Genomic DNA, 26,683 nt, shown 5'->3' with positions numbered 1-26,683 from the left:
TACGGCAACCTCACCCAGAGCCAGATCGCCGAGCAGATCGGCATCTCCCAGATGCACGTCTCCCGCCTGCTCACCAAGGCCCTGACCAAGCTGCGCCGCCAGCTGGCCGAGTAAGCCGGCGAACGCTGAGCCCCGGCTGTGCCGTATCGCTGTCTTCGCCGCCTCGAGACAGCGATACGGCACAGCTGTGATGGCCCCGCCACCGCTCGCCGTCATGTCCGGCAGGGCACCGCCGTCCACAGATCACCACGCTGCCGACCGGCCGCCCTGTTCGTGGCGAACTACGGCGCACCCGTGGGCGTAGGTCACCACGCAGAGGCGGGTGGCGCTTTGTGTGGTGATTAGCGGCCCGCGGGTGGGCGTAGGTCACCACGCTGGGGGTGGTGCGTCTTGTGTGGTGAGTTGCGGCTTGCGGGTGGGCGTAGGTCACCACGCTGGGGGTGGTGCGTCTTGTGTGGTGAGTTGCGGCTTGCGGGTGGGCGTAGGTCACCACGCCGGGGTTGGTGCGTCTTGTGTGGTGAGTTGCGGCTTGCGGGTGGGCGTAGGTCACCACGCTGGGGGTGGTGCGTCTTGTGTGGTGAGTTGCGGCCTGTGGGTGGGCGTAGGTCACCACGCCGGGGTTGGGGCGTCCTGTGTGGTGAGGCGCGGCTCGTGGGTCGCCACGTTGGGGTGGGGCAGGCTGGTGGCGGCGGCCGCGTAGCGGGTTCGGCTGAAGGGCGAGGGGTCGCCCTCAGCCCCGGCGGTCGCGCTGAGGCCCGGACGTCCCGCCTGCGTCGCGTCGTAGTCCGGGACGTTGCCGGTGCGGTCGGGTGCCGGCCACGTCCGTACGACATCGGATTTGAGATGACGGCGGCCCGGGGAGCTCGGATCGTGAGCTTCCCGGGCCGCCGGACCACCTGTCACTGAGCGCCGCTGGCCCGCCAGTTGAGGCTGATCAGCAGGCTGCGGGCCTCGTCGGCGACGTCGGCGTCGGCGTGCACCTCGTAGGTGGCGGCCTGCAGGGAGCTGCGGGAGGTGAAGTCGCGGCGTCCGCCGGTGGCCGCGTGGGCGATGGCGCCGAAGATCGCGCCCCAGACGGCACCGATGACGACCGTGGTGAGGAGCACGGCGATCCAGCTGGAGTCGCTGAAGATGCCGAAGAACAGGCCGATCAACAGGCCGAACCAGGCGCCGCTGGCCGCGCCCGCCACCGCTGCCCGGGCCGTGGTGAGGCGGCCCAGGACGTTCTCGACCAGGCGGAGGTCCGTGCCGACGATGGACGTCCGCTGGACCGGGAACTTGTTGTCCGACAGGTGGTCGACCGCCTGCTGGGCCAGCGCGTACTCGGGGTAGGTGCCGACCACAGCCGTCGGGCCGGTCGCCATGCCGGTTCCGGTCGTCTGGGCGGGCAGCGCGGGCACGCTGCCGCCGGGACCGGGCGGCACCGCGGTACCCGCCCCGGCCGCGGTACCCGCCCCGGCCGCGGGAGAGGCCGCGGCGGCCGGAGAAGCCGGTGAGGGCGTGGCGGCCGGAGGAGCCGTCGAGGGCGTGGCGGCCGGAGAAGCCGGTGAGGTCGCCGGCGGGATGACGGCGGTGGGCGAGTCGGCCGGCGCGGTGGGTGGGATCGGTGCGGTGGGGGAGTCGGCGGGCGGGATCGGGCTGGTGGGTGAATCGTGGGACGGGGTGCTCATTCTTTGTCTCCCTTGAGGGGCGCGGGCTCGCCGGCGGTGAGCCGGACCCAGACGATGAAGGTCGCGGCCGTGGCGGCGACGATGCCGGCCGTGCCGGTGAGGAAGGCGAACCGCCCGGAGACCAGGTCGGGCAGGGCGCGTTCGGAGAGGGCCACCGAGGCCATCCCGAAGATCCCGGCAGCGGTGGCGATCGCCGCGGCCGCGCCGAGGACCACCATGACCAGGCGGTTCGGGAGGTGGATGCGGGGCGCCGGTCCGGTGCGGCGCAGGCGTACGCCGAAGACCGTGAGGCAACCGCAGGCAAGCACGATCAGCAGGGCGGCGATGACGTCGCTGGGGCGGTGCCACTCGGCCCAGACGGTGGCCACCGCGACGATCGCGACATAGCCGGCGCCGACCAGGCCCACGGTGCCGCGCAGTGCCCGGGGGAAGACCAGGACCAGCACGAACGCGGCCGAGGCGGCGGCGGTGGCGTGCCCGCTGGGCCACGAGTTGGGTGCCGGGAAGGCGTCCAGGAGCGGGCGGTCCAGGTTCGCCTTGAGCTGCTGGGTGATCACGTTGGCGGCGACCACCAGGAAGGCCGAGGCGACGGCCAGGTCGAGGCGCCGGCGCAGCACGCCGAAGACGGCGGCCAGGACACAGACCAGAGCGAGTACGGCCAGGCGGGTGGCGTCGAGCGTGCGGGTGAGCACCTCGCTCACCCGCGGATGGTCGAAGTCCCCGCCCCGGAGCGCCGCGGTGTCCAGCTCCTGTCCGAGTGGGGTGCCGACGAACAGCCGGTGCACGGCCCACGCGCCGACCGCGGCGAGGACCGCGGCCAGTAGCGGGCTGAGAGTGTGCCACGTGCTGCCCGGCGAGCGGTTGCCGGTGTCGGCGGTGACCGGGCGGGACGCGACTGCCGTCATCGAGGACCTCCTGGAGTGGCGACGCCGAAGCGGCTCGGCGACGCCGACACGGCTTTCCCCGTCCGGCCGGTTTCCAAGCACGGCAACGTGAGTGCACCCGATCGGACCCCGCGGGCGCAACGCCCGGGACGGACCTTCGTATCCGATGCCGACGGATATATCCGGCTTCGGCCGGGGCGAAGGGGACTCATGAGGCACACGACCCGACGACTGTTCACCGGCGCTCTGCTGGTGCTTGCCGCCGGGGCGGGGGCGGTGACCGGCCCGCTCGCCGCGCAGGCGGCCGGGGTTCCGGTGACCGTCGACGTGAACAGCGAGCTCAAGGTTCGTTCCGGGCCCAGCTGGACGGCGAGTGTGGTGGGCACCCTGCGCGACGGACAGCGGATCACCGTGGACTGTGCGGTGACCGGACAGAAGGTGCGGGGCAAGGTGCGCACCACGGCACAGTGGGACCGGCTGGCCGGTGGGCGGTACGTGTCGCACGCGTACGTCCGTGGCGCGACCGCGATCCCGGCCTGCTCGACGCCGGTGAGCTCGAAGACGTACATCGCGGGGAAGGTCCGCACCGCCGACGGCCCGGTCAACGTGCGCAGCGGGCCCTCCGCCCACAACGCCGTGGTGCGCAAGGCCGCCAACGGCGCGGCCGTCAAGATCGCCTGCTCGGTGCAGGGCGCCAAGGTCGCCGGCACGGTGCGGACCACCACCCAGTGGGACCGGCTGTCCGACGGGCAGTACATCTCGCACGCGTACGTGATCTCCGGCACGGTCGGGGCCTGCCCCGCGCCCCCGGTGACGCCCGCGCCTGTCCTCACGCCGGAGCAGTTCATCGCGGCCGCGTCGTCCGGCGCCCAGCAGGGCTGGAAACAGTACGGTGTGCCGGCGTCGGTGACGATCGCGCAGGCGATCCTGGAGTCCGGCTGGGGCCGCAGCAGTCTCTCCGCGACCGACCGCAACTACTTCGGCATCAAGTGCCAGAACGGCTACCACGGTCCGCACGCCAGCGGGTGCCACGTCTACAGCACGACCGAGTGCGACAAGGCCGGCAAGTGCTTCGAGACGTCGGACGCCTTCCGGACGTACGCGTCGATGGCGCGCTCGTTCCGCGACCACGGTCACTTCCTGAGGAACAACAAGCGGTACGCCCCCGCGTTCACCCACACGAAGGACGCGAACAAGTTCATCTGGACGGTGTGGAAGGCCGGGTACGCGACCGACCCGAAGTACTACACCAAGGTCACCGGCATCATGACGAAATACGATTTGTACCGCTACGACACCTGGAAGTAATTAGCGGCATACGCTCCGTATGGTGGAGCGACGAGTGAACGGAGCGCAGCGGGCCACCGGCCCGCTGCTCTCCGTCTTCGTGCTTCTGACCGGCCTCATCGCCACGGTCCTGTCCGCCGCGGCCCTCTACTCGGCCCAGCGCGACACCGCCACCCGCGAGATGAGCCAGCGCCACGAGATGGCCCTGCGGGCGATCCGCAGCGAGACCGAGCGCTACCACCGCCTGCTCGAGACCCTGGCCGCCGGCCTCGTCAACGACCCCGACCTGACCTGGGAGGAGTGGGACGGGGCGACCGCCCCGCTGGCCGACGCCCGGCTGATGGGCGCGGCGTCGGTGGCCTATCTCGTACCGGTCCGCACCGAGGACGTCGAGGAGGCGCAGCGGCTGTGGCGTGACCGCGGCGCCACGGTCACCCTCCACCCGGATCCGGCTCTCACGGAGCACTACTTCGGCGTCTATGTGCGCTATCTCGACGACTCCGAGGCCGTCAACCCCTCGGGCGCCGACGGCGCCGCGAACGCGCTGCTGGCCCAGACCCTGGCGAAGGCCCGCGACAACCGCGAGATGGTGGTCTCCGACGCCTACGTCCTGGCGCGGGACCGCCGCGACGTGCCGGCGGCCGAGCAGCAGAAGTCCTTCATCCTGGCCGTCCCGGTCTGGGCGCCCGGGAACACCCCGCACTTCCAGGCCTGGGTGACCTCGAGCCTGCGCCTCGGCGACTTCCTCAGCGACATCCTGATCAAGGTCAGTGAACGGCAGATCTCCGGAGAACTGCTCTCGGTCAACGCCGACGGCACCCGGCATCAGGTCGCCGGCTGGGAGGGCCCCGGCTCGCCGGACCTGCACCGTTCCGACCTGATCAGGGTCGGCGACCGGGACTGGATCCTCGAGACCCACGGCGACTTCCGGCACCTGGTCGGCTCCGGGTGGTACCTGCCGGTGGTCGTGCTGGCCGGCGGGCTGATCCTCACCGGGCTGCTGGCCTGGCAGGTGCACGTGCTGGCAACCGGCCGCGCCCGGGCCCGCGCCCAGGTCGAGGCGGCCACCGCGGGACTGCGCGAGGCCGAGGGCAAGAGCCGCCGGCAGGCCGAGCTGCTCGGCGCCATCATGACGACGATCAGCGACGGCGTCACCGTGGTCGGCTCGCGCGGCGAGCTCCTGCTGGAGAATCCGGCGGCCCGGCGGCTGCTCGGCGTCAAGGAACGGCCGGACGGCCCGCAGCAGTGGCAGGAGCACTTCGGCGTCTTCCGGCCGGACGGCCGGACACCGTTCCCGCTGGAGGAGATGCCGCTGATCCGCGCGCTGGGCGGTGAGTCCACCGACGGTGTCGAGGTGATCATCCGTAACCCGGGGCGCCCGGAGGGCATGCTGCTCAGCATCGACGGCCGGCCCCTCGACCCGAGCGCCGGTGAGCACGGCGCGGTCGCCGTCTGCCGCGACGTGACCGAGCTGCGCCGCTACGAGACCGACCTGTCGATCTTCGCGGGGGTGGTGGCGCACGACCTGAAGGCGCCGCTGTCGACGGCCCGCGGGCTTGCCGAGCTGGTCCTCGAAGACGTGCCGGACGGCTGGCCGGAGAGCGCGGAGATCCGCGACGGGCTACGCCGCATCGTGCAGGCCGTGGACCGGATGGACGGGCTGATCGAGACGATGCTCGCCTACACCACGGCCCGGCACGCGCCGCTGCGCGCGGTCGCCGTCGACCCGGCCGCGATGGTCCGGGAGATCATCGACGAGCGGATCGTCGGCCTCGGACCGGACCGCCCGGCACCGGAGTGGTCGCTCGAACCGCTGCCGGCGGTGCGGGCCGACCCGGCCATGCTGCGGCACGTCCTGGACAACCTGATCGGCAACGCGATGAAGTACGTCCGGCCGGGCGGCACGCCGCGGGTCGAGATCGCCGCGGGCACGGCGGAACCCGGCATGGCACGGATCGAGGTCGCCGACTCCGGCATCGGCATCCCGGACGACGACAAGCCGCACATCTTCGAGACCTTCCACCGCACCGCGGCCGCGGCGGGCTATTCCGGCACCGGCCTCGGCCTGACTATCTGCCAGCGCATCGTCCAGCGGCACGGCGGCGAGATCGGCGTCGCCGACAACCCCGGCGGGGGTACGCGTTTCTGGTTCACCCTGCCCGCCGCCGACCTCAGTGAGGAGCCCGAGATGAGCAGCACCGACAACAGCGCGGCCGACGACGAGGACGCCGTCCGCGCGGCCCTGGAACGGGCTCTGGCCGAACGTGCCGCGATGATGGAGGCGGCCAGCCTGTCCGGCCTCGTCATGCCGCCCGGCGTGGTGCCGTCCGACGAGCCCGCCCCGGGCCGTCTGCGAGCCCCGATCCCGGAACGCCGCCACCAGCGCCAGGACTAGTCGGCGCTCACCCGTGGCGGAAGCAGCTGGGCGATCAGGGCCAGCAGTTGTGCCGGCACGAACGGCTTGAGCAGCGTGGCCGAGGCGCCCGCGTCCTCGGCCAGGTTGTCGCCCGGCATCAGCGAGCCGCTCGCCACCACGATGGGGATGTGCCGCAGGGTGTCGTCGGCCCGGATCGCGCGGCACAGGTCCAGCCCGGTCATCCGGGGCATGTCGACGTCCGTGACGACCAGGTCGGGCCGGTGTTCCCGGATCGCCTCCAGTGCCGACGCCCCGTCCGCCGCGGCCACCACACGGTGCCCGGCGCGTTCCAGGGAGCGTTTGAGCACGTACCGGATATCGTCGTGATCCTCGGCAACTACGATCACAGTCGGCCTCTTCTTCGCTCGTGGCGGTGATCCCGTCATCCGGGTTATCGACGCACCGTGGCCGCGGGACACGGGGCGGCGTTAATCACCAGGCGTTCCGGCCCGCTTGCGCCTATTCTTGGCCCGCCATGTCGATAACGCCCGCCGCCACCTTGCGTACCCAGATCTCCGAGTTGCTGCCCCGTGACCAGCGGCGGCTCCAGCGCCGCCTGGAGGGGACCAAGCGCATCCGCGACGACGGCGCCCGCTCGGCGGTGCTCGCCGAGATCGCGGCCGAGACCGAACAGGCCCGGCTGCGCCTGCAGAGCCGCCTCGCGTCGGTGCCGCGGGTCACCTATCCCCAGGCGCTGCCGGTCAGCGCCCGCAAGGACGACATCGCCGCCGCGATCCGCGACCATCAGGTGGTCGTCGTCGCCGGCGAGACCGGCTCCGGCAAGACCACCCAGATCCCGAAGATCTGCGTGGAGCTGGGGCGTGGCGTCCGCGGGCAGATCGGGCACACCCAGCCCCGCCGGATCGCGGCCCGCACCGTGGCCGAGCGGATCGCCGAGGAGCTCGACCGGCCGCTCGGGTCCACCGTCGGTTACAAGGTGCGGTTCACCGACCAGGTGAGCGACGACACCATGATCAAGGTGATGACCGACGGCATCCTGCTGGCCGAGATACAGAACGACCGGATGCTGTACCGGTACGACACGCTGATCATCGACGAGGCGCACGAGCGCAGCCTCAACATCGACTTCATCCTCGGCTACCTGCGTGACCTGCTGCCCCGGCGGCCCGATCTCAAGCTGATCATCACGTCGGCCACGATCGAGACGCAGCGGTTCGCCCAGCACTTCGCCGACGCTGCGGGCAAGCCGGCGCCGGTGATCGAGGTCTCCGGGCGGACCTATCCGGTCGAGGTGCGCTACCGCCCGCTGCTCACCACCACGGTCATCGACGACGACGAGATCCGCGAGGAGCCGATCGACCAGATCGACGGCATCGCGGCGGCCGTCGACGAGCTGCCCCGCGACGGCGACATCCTGGTCTTCCTCTCCGGCGAGCGGGAGATCCGCGACACCGCCGACGCGCTGAACAAGAAGGATCTGCGGGGCACCGAGGTGATCCCGCTCTACGGCCGGCTCTCGGCCGCCGAACAGCACCGGGTCTTCGAACGGCACAGCGAGCGGCGCGTCGTGCTGGCCACGAACGTCGCCGAGACGTCGCTGACGGTCCCCGGCATCCGCTACGTCATCGACCCCGGCACCGCCCGGATCAGCCGCTACAGCCATCGGCTCAAGGTGCAGCGGCTCCCGATCGAGCCGGTGTCCCAGGCGAGCGCCAATCAGAGAAAAGGCCGATGCGGTCGTACGTCCGACGGCATCTGCATCCGGCTGTACTCGGAGGAGGACTTCGAGCAGCGTCCCGAGTTCACCGAGCCGGAGATCCTGCGCACGAACCTGGCGAGCGTCATCCTCCAGATGACCAACCTGGGCCTCGGCGATCTGCAGAAGTTCCCGTTCATCGACCCGCCGGACAAGCGGAACATCACCGACGGCATCAAGCTGCTCGAGGAGCTCGGGGCGCTCGAGGACCGCAAGCTCACCCCGATGGGACGCCAGCTCGCCCAGCTCCCGGTCGACCCGCGCCTGGCCCGCATGGTCATCGAGGCAGACCGGCAGGAGTGCCTGGCCGAGGTCATGGTCATCGCCGGTGCGCTGTCCATCCAGGATCCGCGCGAGCGGCCCGCCGAGAAACAGCAGCAGGCCGACGAGAAACACGCCCGGTTCACCGACAAGGAATCGGACTTCTTCAGCTATCTCAACCTGTGGCGCTATCTGCGGGAGAAACAGCAGGAGCTGTCCGGCAACCAGTTCCGCCGGTTGTGCCGCAGCGAATTCCTGAACTATCTGCGGGTGCGTGAGTGGCAGGACATCTACTCACAACTGAAGCAGGTCGCCCGTACCCTCAATCTGTCTTTGAAAGAGGATTGGGAGGCCGGAGTCGCGGCACAACCGGTGCATACCGCCCTGCTCGCGGGTCTGCTCAGCCACATCGGCATGAAGGACCAGGAGAAACGGGAGTACGTCGGCGCGCGCGGAGCGAAGTTCGCGATCTTCCCGGGGTCCGCGCTGTTCAAGCGGCAGCCGCGCTGGGTGATGTCCGCCGAACTGGTCGAGACCAGCCGGCTGTGGGGCCGGGTGAACGCCCGGATCGAGCCGGAATGGGCCGAGAAACTCGCTCCGCACCTGGTCAAGCACAGCTACAGCGAGCCCCATTGGGACCGCAAGATGGGCGCCGTGATGGCGTTCGAGAAGGTGACCCTCTACGGACTGCCGATCGTGGGGCGGCGCCGCGTCGGTTACGGCAAGGTCGATCCGGTCGTCTCCCGGGAACTGTTCATCCGGCACGCGCTCGTCGAGGGCGACTGGGAGACCCACCACAAGTTCTTCGGCGAGAACAAACGACTGCTCGAGAAGATCACCGAGATCGAGAACCGGGCACGCCGGCGTGACATCGCGGTCGACGACGAGACCGTCTACGCGCTGTACGACGCCAGGATCCCGGGCGAGGTCGTCTCCGCCCGCCATTTCGACGGCTGGTGGAAACGCGCCCGGCACGAGAAGCCCGAACTGCTGACCTTCACCCGCGAGGACCTGGTCAATGCGGGCCGGGACACCATCGACCCCCACCAGTTCCCGGACGCGTGGCTCTCCGGTGGCATCAAGATGCCGCTCTCCTACAGTTTCGAGCCCAATTCACCCGCCGACGGCGTCACGGTGCGGGTGCCGCTCGACCTGATCAACAAGATCGACGCCGACGACTTCGGCTGGTCGGTGCCCGGCTTCCGCAAGGAGGTCGTGATCGCGCTGATCCGGGCCCTGCCCAAGCATCTGCGCACCAGCTTCGTGCCGGTACCGGACTGGGCCGAGGCCGTCCTCGACCGGGTGCCGGTGCGGCGCGGGCCGCTGCCCGACGCCATCGGCAACGAGCTGCGGCGGCTGACCGGCACGATCGTGCCGCGCGACGCGTGGCGGCCCGACCAGGTGCCCGAGCATCTGCGGATGAACTTCCGGATCGTCAACGAAGCAGGTGACGTCGTCGCCGAGGGCCGTGACCTCGAGGTGCTGCGCCGCCAGCTCGCGCCCAAGGTACAGGCCACCATCTCCAAGGCGGCCGGCAACATCGAGCGGCGCGGCATCACCGCCAACGACTTCGGCGCGATACCACGGCGCGTCGCCCAGGTGCGCGGCGGATACGAGGTCAACGTGTGGCCGGCGCTGGTCGACGAGGGCGACAGCGTGGCGATCCGGGTGTTCGAGGACGAGGCGTCCCAGCGGGTCGCCATGGTCGCCGGCACCCGTCGACTGCTGATGCTCACGCTGCCACCGGCGGCGCGCTTCCTGCAGGGGCGGCTCGACAACCGTGCCAAACTCGAGCTGTCGCGCGCCAACCCGTACCGGTCGATCGCCGACCTGCTCGACGACTGCGCGGGCGCCGCCGTGGACCGGCTCGTCGCCGACGCGGGCGGCCCGGTGTGGTCGTCGGTCGAGTTCGCGTCCCTGCGCGACACCGTCCGGCAGGACCTCGTGGACGCGGTCGCCAACCTCGTCACCCAGGTGCGGGCGGTGCTCGCCACGACGTACGACGTGGAGCAGCGCCTCAAGTCGTTGCGTGATCCGGCCTACCTGCCCGCGCTCGCCGACATCCGGCAGCAGCTCAAGGGCCTGGTCCACGCCGGGTTCGCGACCGAGGCCGGATGGCGTCAGCTGCACCAGATGCCTCGCTACCTGCGCGGCATCGTCCACCGGCTGGACCGCCTCGGCGGCAGTCTGGCCCGCGACCGTCAGCTGACCACGCAGATCCACGAGATCGAGTCGGAGTACCGCGAACTGCGTAATTCAGCACCCGCCAACGGTCCCGCCACCGAGGGATTGCGGGAGATCCGCTGGATGATCGAGGAGCTGCGGATCAACTACTTCGCGCAGGCGCTCGGCACCGCGTACCCCGTCTCCGACAAGCGCATATTCAAGGCGATGGACGCTCTGCCGCTCTAGTCGGTTGCAGCTCGGTGCGCTGTAGGTGCCGTTCGGTCACGCCCCTGTCGTGACCGGGCGGCGCCTCCTAGGGTTCTCGGCATGACGAACTTCGCCGCCCCGATCACCGCCGCTGTCGCCGCTGCCCGCCCGGCCGGCGCCTTCCTCGACGAGATGATGGCCCGGGTCGGTGTCGACGGGCTCACCGCCGCCTTCGCCGAGCCCGCCCTGCTCGCCCGCCTCGACCAGCACGCCGCCGCGGTCCGCGACGCCCTGCTGGACGCCGGCCGGATCACCGACGCCGACGGGCTGGCCGCCTACGCCCGCTCGATGGCGGCCGGCGCCGCCCGGATCGGCCGTCCGCTGCCCGAGCCCGGCTTCGCCCCGATGACCACGGCCGAGTGGCTGGCCGCCGGCTTCCCGCTGCTGCGCCTGGTCGCCGTTTGCATGATCGCGGAGGCGGAGGGCCTCCTCTAACGGGCTACATTGTTCCGGACTCTAAGCACCAAAACGCCCAGTAGGCCATCTTCGTCTCATGAAGATCCTCAGGCTGTCGGCCCTGACCGCCATGCTCACGCTGCCCCTGCTCGGCGCCCCCGCCCACGCGGCCGCCGAGCCCACCGGCCCGGCCCTGGTAGCCCGCTACAGCTTCGACGGCGGCGCCACCGCAGGCCGAGTCTCCGAACTGTCCGGGCGGGGCACCGCCCTCACCATCCGCGGCTCCGCCAACGGGCAGGTCGCCATCAACACCGAAGGCACCAACCGCTTCGCGGCCTTCCCCGGCGTCTGCGCCGCCAACGCCGTCACCTGCGCCAAGGCCCTCATGGAGGCGCCCGACGACGTCGACCTCGACCCGGGCACCCGCAACTTCCGGTGGGCGGCCAGCGTCCGCCTCACCACCGCCCAGCTCAGCGGCAACGCCAACATCATGCAGAAGGGTGTGGCCGACGCCGAGAGCCAGTGGAAGATGCAGGTCACCGGCAAGACCGGTCGCGCCCAGTGCGTGATGGTCGCCCGCACCACCGGCCAGACCTTCTCCGCCATCTCCGCCCGCCCCGTGGCCGACGGTGCCTGGCACCGCGTCGTCTGCGAGCGGATCGGCACCACCCTCGCGGTCTCCGTCGACGGTGTGGCCGGCTCCAAGGTCACCCTGCCGGCCACCGCCTCGGTCGACAACGCGATGCCGCTGCGTGTCGGCGGCCCCAACCTCGCCGCGAACGGCGACATGTATCACGGCCAGCTCGACGAGGTCCTCGTCCAGCTGCTCTGATCCGGGTCGGTATTCGTTCTGGTCACAGTGGAACGCCCGGTGTCGCGATCTGCGACACCGGGCGTTCTCGTCTTCCGCCGGCGCCCTTAGGACGGCTGCCCGCCGTTGTTGGTGCCGGTGGCTCTCAGCTTCGGCGGAACACGTATGAGCGGCCACCGGAGGCACGGCCGGCGCGGCCCGCGTGATCCCGGCCCGAGCGTTCCCGGGCCGCCTGGCGGGCGTCGCGGGCACCGTGATGGGCGGCGGTCGTATCGGTCTGCTGGCCGTCCGGCCCACCGGTGGCGTTGCTCGGGCGCAATGCCGCGGCGATGTCCTGCTGGGCGATCTCGTCGAGGTTCAGGTGTACGGAAAACGGTTTGGCAGGCATAAGGCGACCTCCTTTGCGGCTCCACACGGGAGCCCTTGCGGACCCATAAGCGAGCGACTCCTTGCGGACCCACGCGGGCAACTCATGGCTGCTCCCTGCGGAGCTCATGGCTGCCCGCTCGGGACGGCTCGTGGCTGCTCCCTGCGGAGCTCGTGGCTGCCCGCTCGGGACGGCTCGTGGCTGCTCCCTGCGGAGCTCATGGCTGCTCCGACGGGACAGCTCGTGGCTGCCCGCTCGGGCAGCTCGTAAGGGCTCCGAGGGGGCAACTCATGGCGGCTCTGAGGGGGCAGCTCGTCGCTCCACGCGGGCGGCAGAAGTACTCGCGCCTCTGGGGCGTTCGATGTTCAGCGATGAGGGCCGGAATCACGGTTCGGCGGGCTCGCGATACGAAGATGATCGCTGCGCCGTTCGTAGAACCGGAAGGAACGGCCGGAAAGCCCGGAAGGCGCGTGAAGCCCTACCCGGACGTGCCGGAGCCCTGAACGGAGAGACGCGTGGACCATCCCACTCCGGCCCAGGCTCGGCTCACGGAGATCAACGCGGCCCACGGCCACGACGCGGTTGCGGCGGGCGGCAGGCGGCGGTCGGGAAGGCATCACAGCATGGCGCTAACGCTAATCCGCCCCTCAGGCCACCGCCATCCATTTATTCGTACGTCCCGCCGGCCCCGCCCGCCGGCCCCGTCCCGTCCCGCTGCTCTCGCCGTCCCGTCCCGCCGACCGCACCTCTGCCCGGCCCGTCGCGCCTCGCCGTCCTCGTTGCGCATCGCCTCGGCCTGCGGCGTCTCGCCCGTTGATCGTGCCCCGGGCCTGCGGCGTCTCGCCCGCTGATCGTGCCTCGGCCTGCGGCGTCTCGCCCGCCCATCGCGCCCGGCCCGTCGCACCTCGGCCAACCCCACCCGGCGCGGTGTGCGCGGTGGGCGATGCCGTGGATCTTGTGGGGTTGAGGTGGCTGGGATGGCCGAAAGTCACAAGGTCTGCGGGGAAGGGAGGGAACGCGGCGGGTGGCGTAGGTGGGTGGTGCTGCGGACCTTTGTGTCGTTGTGGTGGCTGGGGTGGCCGAGCGTCACAAGGTCTAAGGGGAAGGGTGCGGTGGGTGGTGCGGGGTGGGCGGGCGCCATGGATCTTGTGGGGTTGGGGTGGCTGGGGTGGCTGAAAGTCGCAAGGTCTGCGGGGGAGGAGGGGAGGGAGGGAGCGAAGGGAGGGGGGAACGCGGTGGGTGGCGGGGTGGGTGGTGTTGCGGATCTTGTGGGGTTGGGGTGGCTGGGGCGGCTGAAAGTCGCAAGGTCTGCGGGGAAGGAGGGGAGGGAAGGAGGGGAGGGGAGCGACAGGAGGGGTGGGAGCGGGGTGGGTGGTGTTGCGGATCCTGTGGGGTTGGGGTGGCTGGGCGCCGGAAGCCCGCGGAATCGGCCGGTGAGGGCTGCGGAACCGGGTCAGCGGGCTGGCAGGCCGGCGAGCGCCGCGTCGAGCATGGACGTCGCGGTCGGGAAGTCGACCAGCTGATCGCGGATCAGGCCGAGGCCGATGCGCAGGGCGGTCGGCGGTACGCCGCGGGACTGCAGGACGTAGGTGGTCCACTCGGTGAAGTCGGTGAAGATGGTCTGCTCGCCGATGTAGAGGGCGGCCGCCAGGAAGTCGGCGATGTGGCCCATGTCGTCGGTGGTCGCCTCGAGCTGGGCGTCGTCGTAGTCGTGGGCCGGCGGATAGGCGACCGGCAGGCGGTCCATCGCCGTGGCTATCAGCTGGGGGCGGGAGCGGACCAGATGGGTGTACTCCTCGTCGCCGATGAAGGCCTCGCCGTCGGGCAGCGGGAAGTCGGTCATGTTGCGCGGTGGCCAGCGGTCGGCCAGCAGGGTGACCGCCTCTTCGCCGGAGGCGGCCCAGGCGTGGGCGCCGAGACGTTCGGCCCAGCGGCCGCCGGGGCCGAAGCCGCGGCCGCCGGCGATCACCGGGACGCCGGCCGAGCGGCAGGCGGTGATGGCGGCGTGGGCCCGGGGCAGCCGGGTGGGGATCATGCAGCTCAGGGCCACCGCGTCGGGGCCGGTCTGGTGCAGGTGGGTGATCAGGTGCCGGCCGGGGACGCTGGCGCCGAGGAAGTCGACGCGCCAGCCGTCGAGGCGCAGCAGCTCGGCGAGCATGCGGGCGGGCAGACCGTGCCACTCGCCGTCGACGCAGGCCAGGGCGATCCGGCCGCGGGCCGTGGGCGTGGTGGTCCGGGCGGCGACGGCGGCCAGGGCGCGTTCGCCGACGGCGGTGGCGGCGTGCTCGCGGGCGACCGACCACTGGTTGGCGGCCCACAGGTCGCCGACCCGGGCCTGGGTGGCGCCGATCAGGTCGACGATGACCCGCTGGGCCGGGACGCCGTCCTTCAGCAGATCGTCGACCAGCTCGGTGGCGCCCAGCTCGTCACCGTCGGCGACCAGACCGAGGTAGTGGCCGGCGATCGCCCCGCTGACCGCAGGTGTGATCGTGCCGCCGGGTGCGGTCATCAGAAGTTCCTGGGGCGCCGGTCGCCGCGGCGCGCGGCGATGACGTACGGGGACTGCGCGGGCGCGCCACCGCCGCGCAGGCTGAGCGGGGTCCGGGTCGGCGCGCGGACCGCGAGCATGGCGATGTCGTCGGAGTCGCCGCCGCGCACCCAGTCGGAGACGAGCTGCCGGATCCGTTCGACGGCGACGGCGCCGGGCATGCCGCGGCACTCGCTGAGCGCCTGGTGCAGGCGGCCCTCGCCGAACTGTTCGGTGCCGGTCGGGCCGCCGCGCGCCTCGGTGAGGCCGTCGCTGTAGAGCAGGCACAGCTCACCGGGGGCGAGTTCGACAGTCGCGGGCCGCACGACGGTACGCGGAAGCACGCCGATCAGGGTGCCGCTGGTCGGGACCTCCTCGACCGAGCCGTCGTGGCGCAGCACGAGGGGCGCCGGGTGGCCGCCGCTGGCGAGTTCGAGCTGGACCCGGCCGTGGTCGATGCGGTGCACCGAGCCGATGACCATGGTCACGAACCGGGGCTGCCGGGACGACTGCTGCAGCAGCGCCTCGTTGAGCACCGTGAGCATCGCCGCGGGTTCGGTGTGGACCAGGCGCAGCGCCCGCAGGGTCTGGCGGACCTTGCCGGTCAGTACCGCGGCCTCCGGGCCGGTGCCGCAGACGTCGCCGAGCGCGATCACCGTGTCGGTGCTGGCCCCGGCCGGGCCGAACACGTCGTAGAAGTCGCCGCCGATCCGCAGGCCCTCACGGGCGGCCTGGTAGGCGCCGGTCAGCTCGAATCCCTCGGGCTCGGGCAGCTCCGGCGGCAGCAGGTCGGCCTGCAGGATCGCCGTGGTGTCGACCTGCTCGCGATACAGGACGGCGGCCGAGACAGCGGCTCCCGCGCGGGCCGCGAAGATCCGGGCCAGCACCTCGTCCTCGCTGGTGAAGACGGCTGCCGGGCCGCACCGGGCCAGGATCAGCGCCCCGGCCGGTTCGGCGTTGCCGGGCAGCGGGATCACCAGCAGTGCGCCGACCGGACCGAACCCGGCCGGCACCAGCCAGCCGGGGGCCTGCGACGGGTCGAGCCAGCGGCTGGGGATCGGCGGGAAACCACCGAGCGCCTCGAGCAGGCCCGGCACCTCGCCGAGCTGGGGCTCGCGCAGCGTGCCCTCCTCGACCGGCAGGCCGGGCAGCAGCCGGGTCCAGGCGCTCTGCCGGCGCTCCGGCGGCAGCACCACGATGGCGGCGTCGGCCAGGTGCGTCGCGGCGAGCTCGACCGCGGTCCGCACACAGCGCCGCATGTGCAGGGACGCGGAGAGCCGCCGCCCGGCCTCGGCCAGGAACGCCGTCCGGGAGCGTTCGACCTCCAGGGCGGTGGTGCGGGCGAGCTCCTCGGTGTGGTCGCGGAGGAACCAGGCGTGGTGCCCGTCGTCCAGTTCGCGGCGCATGCCGTACAGCTGCCGGCCTTCGTGTTCGGCCTGGAAGGAGTCGGCTCCGTCGGCGGGCAGGGGCGCGGGGGCCGGGCTGCCGGGACGTGCGCTGGGCAGCAGGTGGCGAGCGGCCTCGTTGGCCATCACCACCACCCGATCCGCGGTGCACAGGACCATGGCTTCCCGGGCGGCTTCGAACGCGGCCTCCAGCAGAGCCGGTGCCGGTCTGAGCGCCGTCATCGCCGCCTCCTGCCCTTGTCGTCGCGCTTCCAGGATCGACACCAGCCTACGTGCTCCCCCGTCAATCGGTCAGATCAACCACGATCGGGGCGTGGTCGGAGGGGCCTTTGCCCTTGCGGGCCTCGCGGTCGACGTAGGCGTCGGTGACCCGCTCGGCGACGTCGGCGCTGCCGTACACGAGATCGATCCTCATGCCCTTGTTCTGATGGAACATCCCGGCACGATAGTCCCAGTAGGTGAACGGATGATCACCCTTGAGCGCCCGCGCCGGAACGTCGGTCAGGCCGATCTCCCGGATCGCGGCGAGCGCCGCCCGCTCCGGCGGTGTCACGTGGGTGGAATTCGCGAAGAGCGTGATGTCCCACACGTCGGCGTCGGCAGGTGCCACGTTGTAGTCGCCGGCGACCACGAGCGGCCCCGCCTTCAGGTCCGGGATCAGTGCCTCGCGCAGCGCGGCCAGCCACTGCAGCTTGTAGGCGTAGTGCGGGTCGTCGGGGGTGCGGCCGTTCGGCACGTACACCGACATGAAGCGGATGCCGCCGCACCGGGCGCTGACCGCGCGCGCCTCCGGCTCGGGATAGCCGGGCACGCCGGTGAACCCGCGGCGCACGTCGTCCAGCCCGATGCGGGAGAGCACGGCCACACCGTTCCAGCGGCCCTGGCCGTACGCGGCCGTCTCGTAACCGAGTTCGGCGACCTCGGCCGAGGGGAAGCCGTCGTCGGCGACCTTGGTCTCCTGAAGGCAGACGACGTCGGGGGCGGTGCCGGCGAGCCAGTCGAGCAGGCGGGGCAGCCGGGCCTTGACCGAGTTGACGTTCCACGTCGCGAAGCGCATACCCGATTTCTACCGGTGAATCGCCGGAGTTGCCCTCACAGCCGCGGGGTCTTTGGAAGGTTTGTCCTCGAGAGGGGGCGACGACATGCGCGTGGAGATCATGGACGAACTGCCGGCCGAGTTGATGGAGGAGGCCTGGGAGTTCTACCGGGACTGCTTCAGCGACCTGCGGATCCTCGCGGTCAACCGGCATCTGATGTACCGGCACGAGTTCGAGGAGGTGATGCACGACAAACGCATCGACAAGCACGTGGCGGTGGACGACGACGGCATCGCCGGGATGGGCACCATCACCAACGATCTGGAGTCGATCCCGCTGATCTCGGCGGACTACTTCAAATACCACTGGCCCGAGCTGTACGAGCAGCACCGGCTCTTCTACTGCCTGTTCGCGGGCTCCGCGCTGGGACACCGCGGCCAGGGGGTGTTCGTCGCCCTGCAGCGCACGATGTACGCGCCGATCGAGGAGGTCGACGGCAAGGTCTTCTTCGACATCTGCGGGTTCAACGAGGAGCGCAACCAGCTGCCCCGCATGATCGCGATGATCCTGAGCCGGGCGTCGTCGGCCGGACGCGCCCAGCCGACGCGGCTCGACGCCCAGTCGTTCTGGATGTACGAGTTCCCCAAGGACGACAAGCCGTACCGGCGTGCCGAGCGGCGCGGCCTGCCGAACAAGCTCTCGGACGGCCAGCCCGAGCGGCGCGCGTCGCGGGTCTGACGGCCGATCTCAGTCGGGCCGGCGGTGCCGGCCCGACGGGTTCGACACGATCGCCGGGATCTCCGGGCCGCGCAGCACCACGTCCCGCCAGCGCTGGGCGAACTCGGGCGCCGGCACCGCCGCCCCCCACAGCCAGCCCTGCCCGTTGACGACACCGACCGCATAGAGCGCCTCGCGCTGCAGCGGCGTCTCGACGCCCTCGGCGATGACCGACAGGCCGAGGGCGTGACTCATCGCCACCACGGCACGGACGATCTCGTCGTCCTCGTGGTTCACGCCGAGCCCGGTCACGAACGAGCGGTCGATCTTGACGCCGGTGACCGGGAAGCGGCGCAGGTATCCCAGCGCCGAGAAACCGGTGCCGAAGTCGTCGATCAGCAGTTTCACGCCCAGCTCGCGCAGTTCGAAGAGGACCCGCGAGGTCACGCTGGAGCCGTCGACCATCACCGACTCGGTCATCTCCAGGGCCACGCAGTGCGGTGGCACCCCGTACCGCATCATCTCGCCGGAGACGATCAGCGGCAGCTCCGGGTCGGACAGCTGCCGCGGCGACACGTTGATCGACAGGTAGAAGTCGTCGCCGACGGTCCCCTCCGAGCGCCACACGCCGAGCTGGCGCAGCGCCTCCTTGCGGACCCAGGTGCCGATCGCGGTGATCAGGCCGGCGTCCTCGGCGATCGGGATGAACGTCATCGGCGGGATCGCCCCGCGTTCCGGGTGCAGCCAGCGGACCAGCGCCTCGGCGCCGACCGGTATGCCGCTCTCGAGGCGGACGATCGGCTGGTACGCCACGTGCAGCTGCTCATCGGCGAGCGCCTGCCGCAGCGCGACCTCCAGCTCGATGCGCTCGCGTACCTGGGCGTGCATGCTGGTGTCGAAGATGGTCGACCGGCCGGGGCCCTCGCCCTTGGCCCGGTACATGGCGGTGTCGGCGTCGCGCATCAGCGCCTCGGCGGTGACCGTGGCGTTGTCCGGGTCGCCCTCGGCGTGCGAGATGCCGATCGACGCGCTGATCACCACGTCGTGGTCGCGGACCGTGAACGGCCGGGCGAAGCAGCCGCGGATGTCGTCGACCAGGCGCAGCGCGCCGCCCTTCTCGCCGATGAAGCCGAGCAGGAACTCGTCGCCGCCGACCCGGGACACCGGGATGCTGCCCGGGACCGTGCTGCGCAGCCGCCGGCCGACCTCGATCACCAGCTGGTCGCCGGTGTCGTGCCCCCACGAGTCGTTGACCCATTTGAAGCCGTCCAGGTCGAGCATGTAGACCCAGACCCGGTCGTGTCCCTCCGGATCGGCCACGGTGACAAGGCGGGCGATCTGCGACGTCATCGACTGCCGGTTGGGCAGGCCGGTCAGCGGGTCGTGGGTGGCCTGGTGCTCGGAGCGCAGCTGGGCGGCGACCTGGGCGCGGACCGCGGAGACGGCCCGGATCAGCAGCAGGGCGACGGACAGGCAGCCGGCCACCGCGATCAGGTTCCGTCCGGTGGCCGACCGCGAGACCGGGGTGAGCAGCAGGGCGTACGGTACGGCCAGCGCGGGCAGAAGCAGCGACATGCGCGGCCACGACCAGGCCTGGACCGGCGGTTTCGCGGCCCGGCCCATGTCCGCCACGGACGGGTGCAGCGCGGCCACCCCGAGAGCCGTGTAGGCGAGCATGAACGGCACGTTGAGCAGCGGTGATCCGTAGATCTTGCCGCTGACGCCCTCGATCGCGTACGCCAGGTCGCCGACGAAGATCCCGATCATCATGGTGAGCAGCCCGATCAGGCTGACCGGCCAGTGCTTGGCGGTGAAGGTCAGGTTCACCGTGAGCAGCGCCAGCATGATGTCGAAGAGCGGGTAGGTGCCCTGGATGAGCGAGAGCACCGGGTCCCGGTCGGCGATCGCGGCGGCGGGCAGGGCCAGCAGGAGGGTGCTGGCGACACCGGCGGAGAGGCAGACGGTCAGCCCGTCGAGGGCGGCGTGCCGGTCGAGGCTGCCGCGCCGGTGCAGCAGGATCAGCACGAAGACGCCGAGCAGCAGGTATCCGCTGAAGGAGGCGGCGTCGGCCAGCAGCGGCCACGGCATCGCCATGTCGGTGACGGTGGGCCGGATCAGTACGCCGATCATGAAGAGCAGAGCGGCCGCGGCCATGCTGCGCCAGGCTGACGGGGGCTCGGCCGCCCAGCGGCGCGGCCCGATGAAGCAGGCTGCCACCACGGTGACGGCGAGCCCGGCGAACGCCACATTGCTCAGGACCGAGGAGGGGAAGACGGTGTAGACGACCGTGGCGAGGATCCCGCCGCCGGCCATGACCTGCCAGAGCCGGCGGGCGATTCCCGGCGGGAGTACCGATCGCACCGGGCATTCCTCTCGTACAGCCCGAAGACCTATGTATGCGTCAACGGTAGCAATACGGGCACCGCATCACCGGGCTTCACGAAACCTGCCGGGCGGCTCGCTCCGTGCACGAACACGGCCGGGCAGGCCGCGCTGTGCAGCACCTCGCGGGCGATCGTGCCGAGCCGTCCGGACGCGGTCACACCGCGCGGACCGAGAACGATCATCCCGGCCTTGCGGGACGCGCGGACCAGGGTGGCTCCCGGACTACCGATCAACAGAAGGGGGCGTACGGCCGTCGCCCGCGACGCCCGCGCCAGCACGTCGTCGAGCACCCGCTCCCCGTCGGACTCCCGCCCGGGCTCGGCCACGTGCACCACGTGCGCGGCACCGCCGCGCCGCCCGGCCGCCTCGGCCGCGAACCGCAGCGCCAGCACCGAGCTGGGCGAACCGTCCACCGCCGCGAGCACTGGTCCGGACGGTGTGCGATGGACCCGTGCCACCGCCACCGGGCACCAGGCCCGCGCCACCACCTCGATCAGCGGGCCGCCCACCACGACCAGGACGGCGCCGCGGCTCAGGCGCAGAAGAACCCGTCCCGGCGGGCCATCCACCAGTTGACCCCGCGCGTCGACGCCAGGTGTGGAACGCTGGGCGATGGAGACCGCCTCGTCGACAACGAGCGAGGCGACCCGCCGGGCCGGACCCCAGCCGGCGTCGCCGGGCCCGGCGAACGCGTGCACGACCTGCAACACCCGCCCGCGGGAGGCCGCCTCCCGCGCGGCGAGGCGGACCGCGGCCGCGTCGGTCGCCGGATCGCCTACTCCCAGGACGACGGGTCCGTCACTCGGGATCTGCATGGGCCCTCCGTAACGAAGTCGCAATATACCGACCATTGTCTATGGCGCAACGACCCATACGTACTGGTGACCAATGCCTCAACCGGTGGCCACCTGATGACCCATTCAGGTTGAGGGTTTACGGTGAACGGCAAAATCTTTGGGACATCTGCCGGTGAAGTGAGGGAAATACATGACGGATGTCAAGCTCGACCACCCCGGTGGTCAATTGTCGATGGCGGTCACGAAGGCCGTCGACGGGCCGGGCGGCATCGACGTCAGTGCTCTGCTGAAGGAGACCGGTTACGTAACCCTCGATCAGGGTTTCGTGAACACCGCGTCGACCAAGTCGGCGATCACTTACATCGACGGTGACCAGGGCATTCTGCGATACCGGGGCTACCCCATCGAGCAGCTGGCGGAGAAGAGCACCTTCCTGGAGGTCTCCTACCTGCTGATGAACGGTGAGCTGCCGACCACGGCTCAGCTGCAGGACTTCGCGGACAAGATCCGTGTGCACACGCTCCTGCAGGAGGAGATGCGCACCTTCTTCTCCAGCTTCCCGCGTGACGCGCACCCGATGTCGGTGCTGTCGTCGGCGGTCACCGCGCTGTCGACCTTCTACCAGGACGCGCTCGACCCGCTCGACGAGGAGCAGGTCGACATCTCCGCCATCCGTCTGATGGCGAAACTTCCGACTATCGCGGCGTACATCTACAAGCGGTCCATCGGCCACCCGCTGCCGTACCCGGACAACTCCCTCGACTACGTCGAGAACTTCCTGCGCCTCACGTTCGGCCTGCCCACGGTCAACTACAACGTCGACCCCAAGATCGCCAAGATCCTGGACATGCTGTTCATCCTGCACGCCGACCACGAGCAGAACTGCTCGACCTCGTCGGTGCGCCTGGTGGGCTCCTCGCAGGCCAACCTGTTCGCGTCGGTCTCGGCCGGCATCGCGGCGCTGTCCGGTCCGCTGCACGGCGGCGCCAACGCGGCGGTGCTCGAGATGCTCGAGCAGATCCGCAAGGAGGGCGGAGACGTCACCTCGTTCGTCACCCGGGTGAAGAACAAGGAAAAGGGCGTCAAGCTCATGGGCTTCGGCCACCGGGTCTACAAGAATTACGACCCGCGCGCCGCCATCGTGAAGAAGGCCGCCCAGGAGATGCTGAACACCCTGGACAAGCCGGACCCGCTGCTGGAGATCGCATTCAAGCTCGAGGAGATCGCGCTCTCCGACGAGTACTTCATCTCCCGCAAGCTGTACCCGAACGTCGACTTCTACACCGGTCTGATCTACAAGGCCATGGGCTTCCCGACGAACGCTTTCACCGTTCTCTTCGCGATCGGCCGGCTCCCCGGCTGGATCGCGCAGTGGCGCGAGATGATGACCGACCCGGCCAACAAGATCGGCCGCCCGCGGCAGATCTACACCGGCTCTCCGGTCCGCGACTTCGTGCCGCTCGACCAGCGCTGACCCGCTCCAGTCTGATCGTTTCACGGACGCCCCGCCGGCAACTGCCGGCGGGGCGTCCGCGTTCCGGCCGCGACCGGGCTTGCGCGGTGGCCCCCGCGGGCATGAAAGGCTCGCAGGGCAGGGATTTCAGCGGGAGGACGCGCATGGACGTCGTGATAGGCATCGACACCGGGACCACCTCGACGAAGGGCGTCGCCGCCGGGCCGGGCGGTGAGATCCGCGCCCTGACCAGCGTTCACTACCCGCTCGCCGTGCCCGCGTCGGGCCGCGCCGAGCTCGACCCGGTCCAGCTCGCCGACGCGGCGCTGAAGGCCCTCATCGACGTGTCCGCCGCCTGCCGTGAACACGGCGACCGGGTGATCGCTGTCAGTCTCAGCTCGTTCCTGCACGCCCTCGTCCCGATGGACGCCGACGGAAAGCCGGCCGGCCCGGTCGTGACCTGGGCCGACAACCGGGCAGCCGCGCAGTGTGAGCGGATCGTCGCCGACGGCCGGGCCAGGCAGCTGCAGGCCCGCACCGGCACCCCGGTCCACCCGATGTCCCCGCTGCCCAAACTCGCCTGGTGGTCCGAGCACGACCCGGACACCCTGCGTGGCACCGCACGCTGGGGCGGGGTCAAGGAGCTGGTCGTCGCGGCACTGGCCGGCGGGCCGTTCCTGGTCGACCTGTCGATCGCCTCCGGCACCGGCCTCTACGACATCCACGCCCGGCGCTGGGACGACGAGGCCCTCGAGATCGCCGGAGTACGCCCGTCGCAGCTCGCCGAGGTGGTGCCCACCACCCAGGCGCTGCGCCTGAGCGCCGAGGTCGCCGCCGCCACCGGGCTCGACCCCGGCACCCCGCTGATCATCGGCGCCGCCGACGGGCCGCTGGCCAACCTCGGGGTCGGCGCCACCCCGCCCGGCATCGGAGCGGTGTCGCTCGGCACCAGCGGCGCGCTGCGTACCGTCGTCGGAAGTCCCACCGCCGACGAGGCCGGCCGGCTCTTCTGCTACGCCCTCACCGAGGACCGCTGGGTGATCGGCGGAGCCGTCAACAACGCCGGCTCGGTGGTCCGCTGGGCCGGGCAGACCCTGGTCCCCGGTGGCGACGGCGAGGACGCCGACGAACGCGACGCGTCCCTGCTGGAGGAGGCGTCCCGGGTCGTCGCCGGTAGCGAGGGGCTGCTCTGCCTGCCCTACCTGCTCGGCGAACGCGCCCCGTGGTGGCGGCCCGGCCTGCGCGGCGCCTACCTCGGACTGCGCCGCGAGCACGGCCGCCCGCACCTGGTCCGGGCCGCCGTCGAGGGCGTCTGCCAGCAGCTGGCGCTGGTCCGCGACTCGTTCGACGCCGAGGGCAACCCGCTCACCGAGATCCGGGCCACCGGTGGCGCGGCCGCGTCGAAGCTGTGGGTGGACGTACTCGCCGCCGCCCTTGATCTGCCGGTTTCCGTCGCCGACGTGCCCGAGGGCACCGCGCTCGGCGCCTGCCTGCTCGCCCGGCACGCCCTCGGCGAACTGCCGGACCTGGACGAGGCGGCCGCGCTCGTGCCCACCGGCCGGCCGGTCACCCCCGACCCGGACGACGCCGAGCTCTACCGCAGGCTGCGGCCGCTCGTGGAGAAGTCCGCGCTGGCAGTCCTCGATGTGGTCGCCGAACTCGACCGTCTCGCCCCGGAACCCCTGCCCGGCACCGAGAAGGCCGTCCAATCCTGATCACCCCGGCTGTGCCGCACCGCTGTCTCACCGCGCTCGAGCCAGCGGTGCGACACAGCCGGGTCCGGCGTGACGGACCCCGCGTTGACGGGTGCCCGGCCGGTCGGGAAGAGTGACCGGCGAGCGGTAGCGGAGGAACCCGGTGCGAATCCGGGACGGTCCCGCCACTGTGACCGGAGGCCCTCGACAGGGCTTCCGGGAGCCAGGAACTCCGGCCGCTCGTGACAACCGACGCGCGGGCGTGGACACCCGCACCGAAGGGATCCCGGTGACGACTCCGTACCCGTTCTCGGCCGTGGTCGGCCTCGACGACCTACGCCTCGCCCTGCTGCTCACCTCGGTCTCCCCGGCCGTCGGCGGGGTTCTGGTCCGGGGCGAGAAGGGCACCGCCAAGAGCACCGTCGTCCGCGCCCTGGCCGGCCTGTTGCCGCAGGTCACGGTCGTGCACGGCTGCCGGTTCGCGTGTGACCCGGCCGCGCCCGACCCCGGTTGTCCCGACGGCCCGCACACTCCGGGCGGGCCGTCGGACGACCGGCCGGCGAGCCTCGTCGAACTCCCCGTCGGCGCGACCGAGGACCGCGTCGTCGGCACGCTCGACCTGCAACGGGCCCTCAGCGACGGCGTCAAGGCGTACGAACCGGGCCTGCTCGCCGCCGCACACCGGGGCGTCCTCTACGTCGACGAGGTCAACCTGCTCCCCGACCACCTGGTCGACCTGCTCCTGGACGCCGCCGCGATGGGCCGCGCCCACGTCGAGCGCGACGGTGTCTCGGTCAAGCACGCCGCCCGCTTCCTGCTCGTCGGCACCATGAACCCGGAGGAGGGCGAACCCCGCCCGCAGCTCGTCGACCGTTTCGGCCTGGTCGTCACGGTGGCCGCACCCCGCGACGCCCGTCAGCGGGCCGAGGTGGTCCGGCGCCGGCTCGCCTACGAGGCCGACCCGGCCGGTTTCGCCACCCGCTATGAGCAGCTGGAACACGAGTACGCGGCCCACATCGCCGCGGCCCGCGCGGTCCTGCCGTCGGTGACGCTCCCGGACGCCGAGCTCGACCGGATCGCCCGCGTCTGCCTCGCCTACGGCGTCGACGGCATGCGCGCCGACATCGTGGTCGCCCGCTGCGCCGTCGCGCTGGCCGCCTGGCACGGCCGCGACCGGGTCACCGCCGACGACGTCCGCGACGCTGCCCGGCTCGCGCTCCCGCACCGCCGCCGCACGGATCCGCTCGACCCGCCGGGCACCGACGAGCAGAAGCTCGAGGACGCCCTCGCCGAGGCCGAACGCCAGGCCGAGGAGGACCGCGCGGCCTCCCCGGATCCTTCCGAACCCTCTGATTCCCCTGAGGACGGCGATCCCGAGGACGATGGCCCGGGCGGCGGAGGCGGTCCTTCCGGCCCCCAGAACCCCTCCGGCGGTACGGGACAGAGCACCCGTCCGCCCGCCGAGTCCGACGCGCCTCCCGCTCCCGGTGAGGCACCCGCGCCGGGGCTCGATCCGTCGGCTTCCGCGGACGACAGCGGTTCAGGGCAGTCGCCGCCGGGGGCGGTGGCCGTCGCCGGCACCGCCTACCGCACGCGCACGCTGCGGATCACCGCCCGTGGCGAGGGCGGTCACGCGGGCCGCCGGTCCCCGGCCTTCGCCCGTCGCGGTCGCGTCGTGGGAGCCCGTCCGCCACAGGGCAAACTGGCCGGTGCCCCGCACCTGTTCGCCACGCTGCGAGCCGCCCTGGACCGGGCCGCCCTCGACGGCGCGACATCCGGCGGCGGCCCGATGATCCGGGTGCTCCCGCGGGACCTGCGTGAGTCGGTGCACGTCGGGCGGGAGGCGAACCTCGTGCTGTTCGTCGTCGACGCCTCGGGCTCGATGGCGGCGCGCAAGCGGATGACCCTGGTCAAGACGGCGGTGCTGTCGCTGCTGCGGGACGCCTACCAGCGGCGGGACCGGATCGGCATGATCACGTTCCGGGGGGCCGACGCCGAGGTGGTGCTGCCGCCGACCTCCAGTCACGAGGTCGGCGTGCAACGGCTGGCCGCGCTGCGTACCGGCGGGCGTACCCCGCTCGCCGCCGGTCTGCGTGCCGCCGTCGCGACGATCGCCACCGAACGCCGCCGCGACCCGCGCCGCCGGCCGCTGCTGGTGATCGTCACCGACGGCCGTGCGACCAGCGGCCCCGACCCGTTGCGCCTGACGCCCGCCCTGTCCGGGGTGGCCACCGTGGTCGTCGACTGCGAGTCCGGCCCGATCCGCCTGGGCCTGGCCCGCAAGCTGGCCGCCGCCCTGTCGGCCGAGGTCATGCCGCTCGAACAGCTCGACGCCACCACTGTCCGCCGGGGCCCGGGCGTCGCGCCCGCCCCCGCTCCGGATCGTGCGTACCGGCGCGCTGCGTGACCCGCGGCAGAATCGGCC

At 71.6% G+C, this 26,683-nt stretch carries 19 protein-coding genes and 1 riboswitch; of the genes, 10 read left to right on the top strand and 9 right to left on the bottom strand.

Going from position 1 to position 26,683, the window contains the following annotated elements; genetic code table 11:
* Positions 1 to 114 (top strand): sigma factor-like helix-turn-helix DNA-binding protein (locus CLV67_RS20110; protein WP_282958708.1); only part of this gene is annotated, 114 nt, incomplete at its 5' end.
* Positions 115 to 899: 785 nt separating this feature from the next.
* Here the strand turns inward: CLV67_RS20110 and CLV67_RS20100 are convergent.
* The gene (locus CLV67_RS20100) at positions 900 to 1,424 is read right to left on the bottom strand and encodes a YflT domain-containing protein (protein ID WP_106320635.1); all 525 of its coding nucleotides are present in this window, start codon (positions 1,422 to 1,424) and stop codon (positions 900 to 902) included.
* Positions 1,425 to 1,666: 242 nt separating this feature from the next.
* A complete protein-coding gene (locus CLV67_RS20095; RefSeq protein ID WP_106320531.1) occupies positions 1,667 to 2,575 on the bottom strand; it encodes a phosphatase PAP2 family protein in 909 nt (302 codons plus the stop codon).
* A 189-nt stretch (positions 2,576 to 2,764) separates the two neighbouring features.
* Between CLV67_RS20095 and gsmA the strand changes: the two genes are divergently transcribed.
* Together gsmA and CLV67_RS20085 are read left to right on the top strand one after the other, a co-directional pair.
* Entirely contained in the window at positions 2,765 to 3,862 is a 1,098-nt protein-coding gene (gsmA, locus tag CLV67_RS20090) for a sporangiospore maturation cell wall hydrolase GsmA (protein ID WP_106320529.1), read from the top strand.
* A 34-nt stretch (positions 3,863 to 3,896) separates the two neighbouring features.
* Entirely contained in the window at positions 3,897 to 6,236 is a 2,340-nt protein-coding gene (locus tag CLV67_RS20085; RefSeq protein WP_239166424.1) for an ATP-binding protein, read from the top strand.
* Here the strand turns inward: CLV67_RS20085 and CLV67_RS20080 are convergent.
* Positions 6,233 to 6,604, bottom strand: coding sequence for a response regulator (locus CLV67_RS20080; protein ID WP_106320527.1), 372 nt, complete (start codon positions 6,602 to 6,604; stop codon positions 6,233 to 6,235). The two genes, CLV67_RS20085 and CLV67_RS20080, sit on opposite strands and share 4 nt — an antisense overlap.
* A gap of 128 nt (positions 6,605 to 6,732) precedes the next feature.
* Here CLV67_RS20080 and hrpA point away from each other — a divergent pair, with 128 nt between their 5' ends.
* From hrpA to CLV67_RS20065, 3 genes are all read left to right on the top strand, one after another.
* Positions 6,733 to 10,647, top strand: coding sequence for an ATP-dependent RNA helicase HrpA (hrpA, locus tag CLV67_RS20075; protein WP_106320525.1), 3,915 nt, complete (start codon positions 6,733 to 6,735; stop codon positions 10,645 to 10,647).
* A gap of 81 nt (positions 10,648 to 10,728) precedes the next feature.
* Entirely contained in the window at positions 10,729 to 11,103 is a 375-nt protein-coding gene (locus CLV67_RS20070) for a DUF6401 family natural product biosynthesis protein (protein WP_106320523.1), read from the top strand.
* Between the two features lie 58 nt (positions 11,104 to 11,161).
* Complete coding sequence (locus CLV67_RS20065) at positions 11,162 to 11,896, top strand: LamG-like jellyroll fold domain-containing protein (RefSeq protein WP_106320521.1); 735 nt, start codon at positions 11,162 to 11,164, stop codon at positions 11,894 to 11,896.
* Between the two features lie 124 nt (positions 11,897 to 12,020).
* Here CLV67_RS20065 and CLV67_RS20060 read toward each other — a convergent pair whose 3' ends face one another.
* The 4 genes from CLV67_RS20060 to CLV67_RS20045 form a co-directional block, all read right to left on the bottom strand.
* On the bottom strand, positions 12,021 to 12,263 hold the full coding sequence (locus CLV67_RS20060; protein ID WP_106320519.1) for a hypothetical protein: 243 nt from the start codon (positions 12,261 to 12,263) through the stop codon (positions 12,021 to 12,023).
* Between the two features lie 1,432 nt (positions 12,264 to 13,695).
* Entirely contained in the window at positions 13,696 to 14,751 is a 1,056-nt protein-coding gene (locus CLV67_RS20055) for a cobalamin B12-binding domain-containing protein (protein ID WP_106320517.1), read from the bottom strand.
* Complete coding sequence (locus tag CLV67_RS20050; protein WP_106320515.1) at positions 14,751 to 16,397, bottom strand: PP2C family protein-serine/threonine phosphatase; 1,647 nt, start codon at positions 16,395 to 16,397, stop codon at positions 14,751 to 14,753. The genes CLV67_RS20055 and CLV67_RS20050 overlap by 1 nt, the downstream gene beginning before the upstream one ends.
* Before the next feature lie 61 nt (positions 16,398 to 16,458).
* Positions 16,459 to 17,232: an exodeoxyribonuclease III gene (locus CLV67_RS20045; RefSeq protein ID WP_106320513.1), complete on the bottom strand. Its 774-nt coding sequence runs from the start codon at positions 17,230 to 17,232 to the stop codon at positions 16,459 to 16,461.
* Between the two features lie 85 nt (positions 17,233 to 17,317).
* Between CLV67_RS20045 and CLV67_RS20040 the strand changes: the two genes are divergently transcribed.
* On the top strand, positions 17,318 to 17,950 hold the full coding sequence (locus tag CLV67_RS20040; protein ID WP_203737183.1) for a hypothetical protein: 633 nt from the start codon (positions 17,318 to 17,320) through the stop codon (positions 17,948 to 17,950).
* 9 nt (positions 17,951 to 17,959) lie between these two features.
* Here CLV67_RS20040 and CLV67_RS20035 read toward each other — a convergent pair whose 3' ends face one another.
* Together CLV67_RS20035 and CLV67_RS20030 are read right to left on the bottom strand one after the other, a co-directional pair.
* Positions 17,960 to 20,290: a putative bifunctional diguanylate cyclase/phosphodiesterase gene (locus CLV67_RS20035; RefSeq protein ID WP_106320511.1), complete on the bottom strand. Its 2,331-nt coding sequence runs from the start codon at positions 20,288 to 20,290 to the stop codon at positions 17,960 to 17,962.
* Between the two features lie 29 nt (positions 20,291 to 20,319).
* Positions 20,320 to 21,129 (bottom strand): universal stress protein, encoded by an 810-nt coding sequence (locus CLV67_RS20030; protein ID WP_170153929.1) that lies wholly within the window; start codon positions 21,127 to 21,129, stop codon positions 20,320 to 20,322.
* A gap of 172 nt (positions 21,130 to 21,301) precedes the next feature.
* Between CLV67_RS20030 and CLV67_RS20025 the strand changes: the two genes are divergently transcribed.
* The 3 genes from CLV67_RS20025 (at position 21,302) to CLV67_RS20015 (ending at position 26,665) form a co-directional block, all read left to right on the top strand.
* Positions 21,302 to 22,585, top strand: a complete 1,284-nt coding sequence (locus tag CLV67_RS20025) for a citrate synthase (RefSeq protein WP_106320507.1) — start codon at positions 21,302 to 21,304, stop codon at positions 22,583 to 22,585.
* A gap of 143 nt (positions 22,586 to 22,728) precedes the next feature.
* The gene (locus CLV67_RS20020; protein WP_106320505.1) at positions 22,729 to 24,279 is read left to right on the top strand and encodes a gluconokinase; all 1,551 of its coding nucleotides are present in this window, start codon (positions 22,729 to 22,731) and stop codon (positions 24,277 to 24,279) included.
* Positions 24,280 to 24,386: 107 nt separating this feature from the next.
* A riboswitch (cobalamin riboswitch) is annotated at positions 24,387 to 24,513 on the top strand.
* 34 nt (positions 24,514 to 24,547) lie between these two features.
* Positions 24,548 to 26,665 carry a VWA domain-containing protein gene (locus CLV67_RS20015; RefSeq protein WP_106320631.1) on the top strand — a complete coding sequence of 706 codons (2,118 nt, stop codon included), beginning with the start codon at positions 24,548 to 24,550 and terminating at the stop codon, positions 26,663 to 26,665.
* Positions 26,666 to 26,683: the final 18 nt, after the last annotated feature.

This window comes from Actinoplanes italicus, assembly GCF_003001815.1.
GTDB lineage: Bacteria > Actinomycetota > Actinomycetes > Mycobacteriales > Micromonosporaceae > Actinoplanes > Actinoplanes italicus.
The sequence above is the reverse complement of the archived record's forward strand: the minus strand, read 5'-3'. Positions and strand labels throughout refer to the sequence as shown.

What these genes read in the sequence shown, in the direction of transcription:
- gsmA (WP_106320529.1), top strand. Translation starts at nt 2,765, where the DNA reads ATGAGGCACACGACCCGACGACTGTTCACCGGCGCTCTGCTGGTGCTT.
- CLV67_RS20050 (WP_106320515.1), bottom strand. Translation starts at nt 16,397, where the DNA reads ATGACGGCGCTCAGACCGGCACCGGCTCTGCTGGAGGCCGCGTTCGAA.
- CLV67_RS20045 (WP_106320513.1), bottom strand. Translation starts at nt 17,232, where the DNA reads ATGCGCTTCGCGACGTGGAACGTCAACTCGGTCAAGGCCCGGCTGCCC.
- CLV67_RS20055 (WP_106320517.1), bottom strand. Translation starts at nt 14,751, where the DNA reads ATGACCGCACCCGGCGGCACGATCACACCTGCGGTCAGCGGGGCGATC.
- CLV67_RS20020 (WP_106320505.1), top strand. Translation starts at nt 22,729, where the DNA reads ATGGACGTCGTGATAGGCATCGACACCGGGACCACCTCGACGAAGGGC.
- CLV67_RS20065 (WP_106320521.1), top strand. Translation starts at nt 11,162, where the DNA reads ATGAAGATCCTCAGGCTGTCGGCCCTGACCGCCATGCTCACGCTGCCC.
- CLV67_RS20025 (WP_106320507.1), top strand. Translation starts at nt 21,302, where the DNA reads ATGACGGATGTCAAGCTCGACCACCCCGGTGGTCAATTGTCGATGGCG.
- CLV67_RS20095 (WP_106320531.1), bottom strand. Translation starts at nt 2,575, where the DNA reads ATGACGGCAGTCGCGTCCCGCCCGGTCACCGCCGACACCGGCAACCGC.
- CLV67_RS20030 (WP_170153929.1), bottom strand. Translation starts at nt 21,129, where the DNA reads ATGCAGATCCCGAGTGACGGACCCGTCGTCCTGGGAGTAGGCGATCCG.
- CLV67_RS20060 (WP_106320519.1), bottom strand. Translation starts at nt 12,263, where the DNA reads ATGCCTGCCAAACCGTTTTCCGTACACCTGAACCTCGACGAGATCGCC.
- CLV67_RS20040 (WP_203737183.1), top strand. Translation starts at nt 17,318, where the DNA reads ATGCGCGTGGAGATCATGGACGAACTGCCGGCCGAGTTGATGGAGGAG.
- CLV67_RS20070 (WP_106320523.1), top strand. Translation starts at nt 10,729, where the DNA reads ATGACGAACTTCGCCGCCCCGATCACCGCCGCTGTCGCCGCTGCCCGC.
- hrpA (WP_106320525.1), top strand. Translation starts at nt 6,733, where the DNA reads ATGTCGATAACGCCCGCCGCCACCTTGCGTACCCAGATCTCCGAGTTG.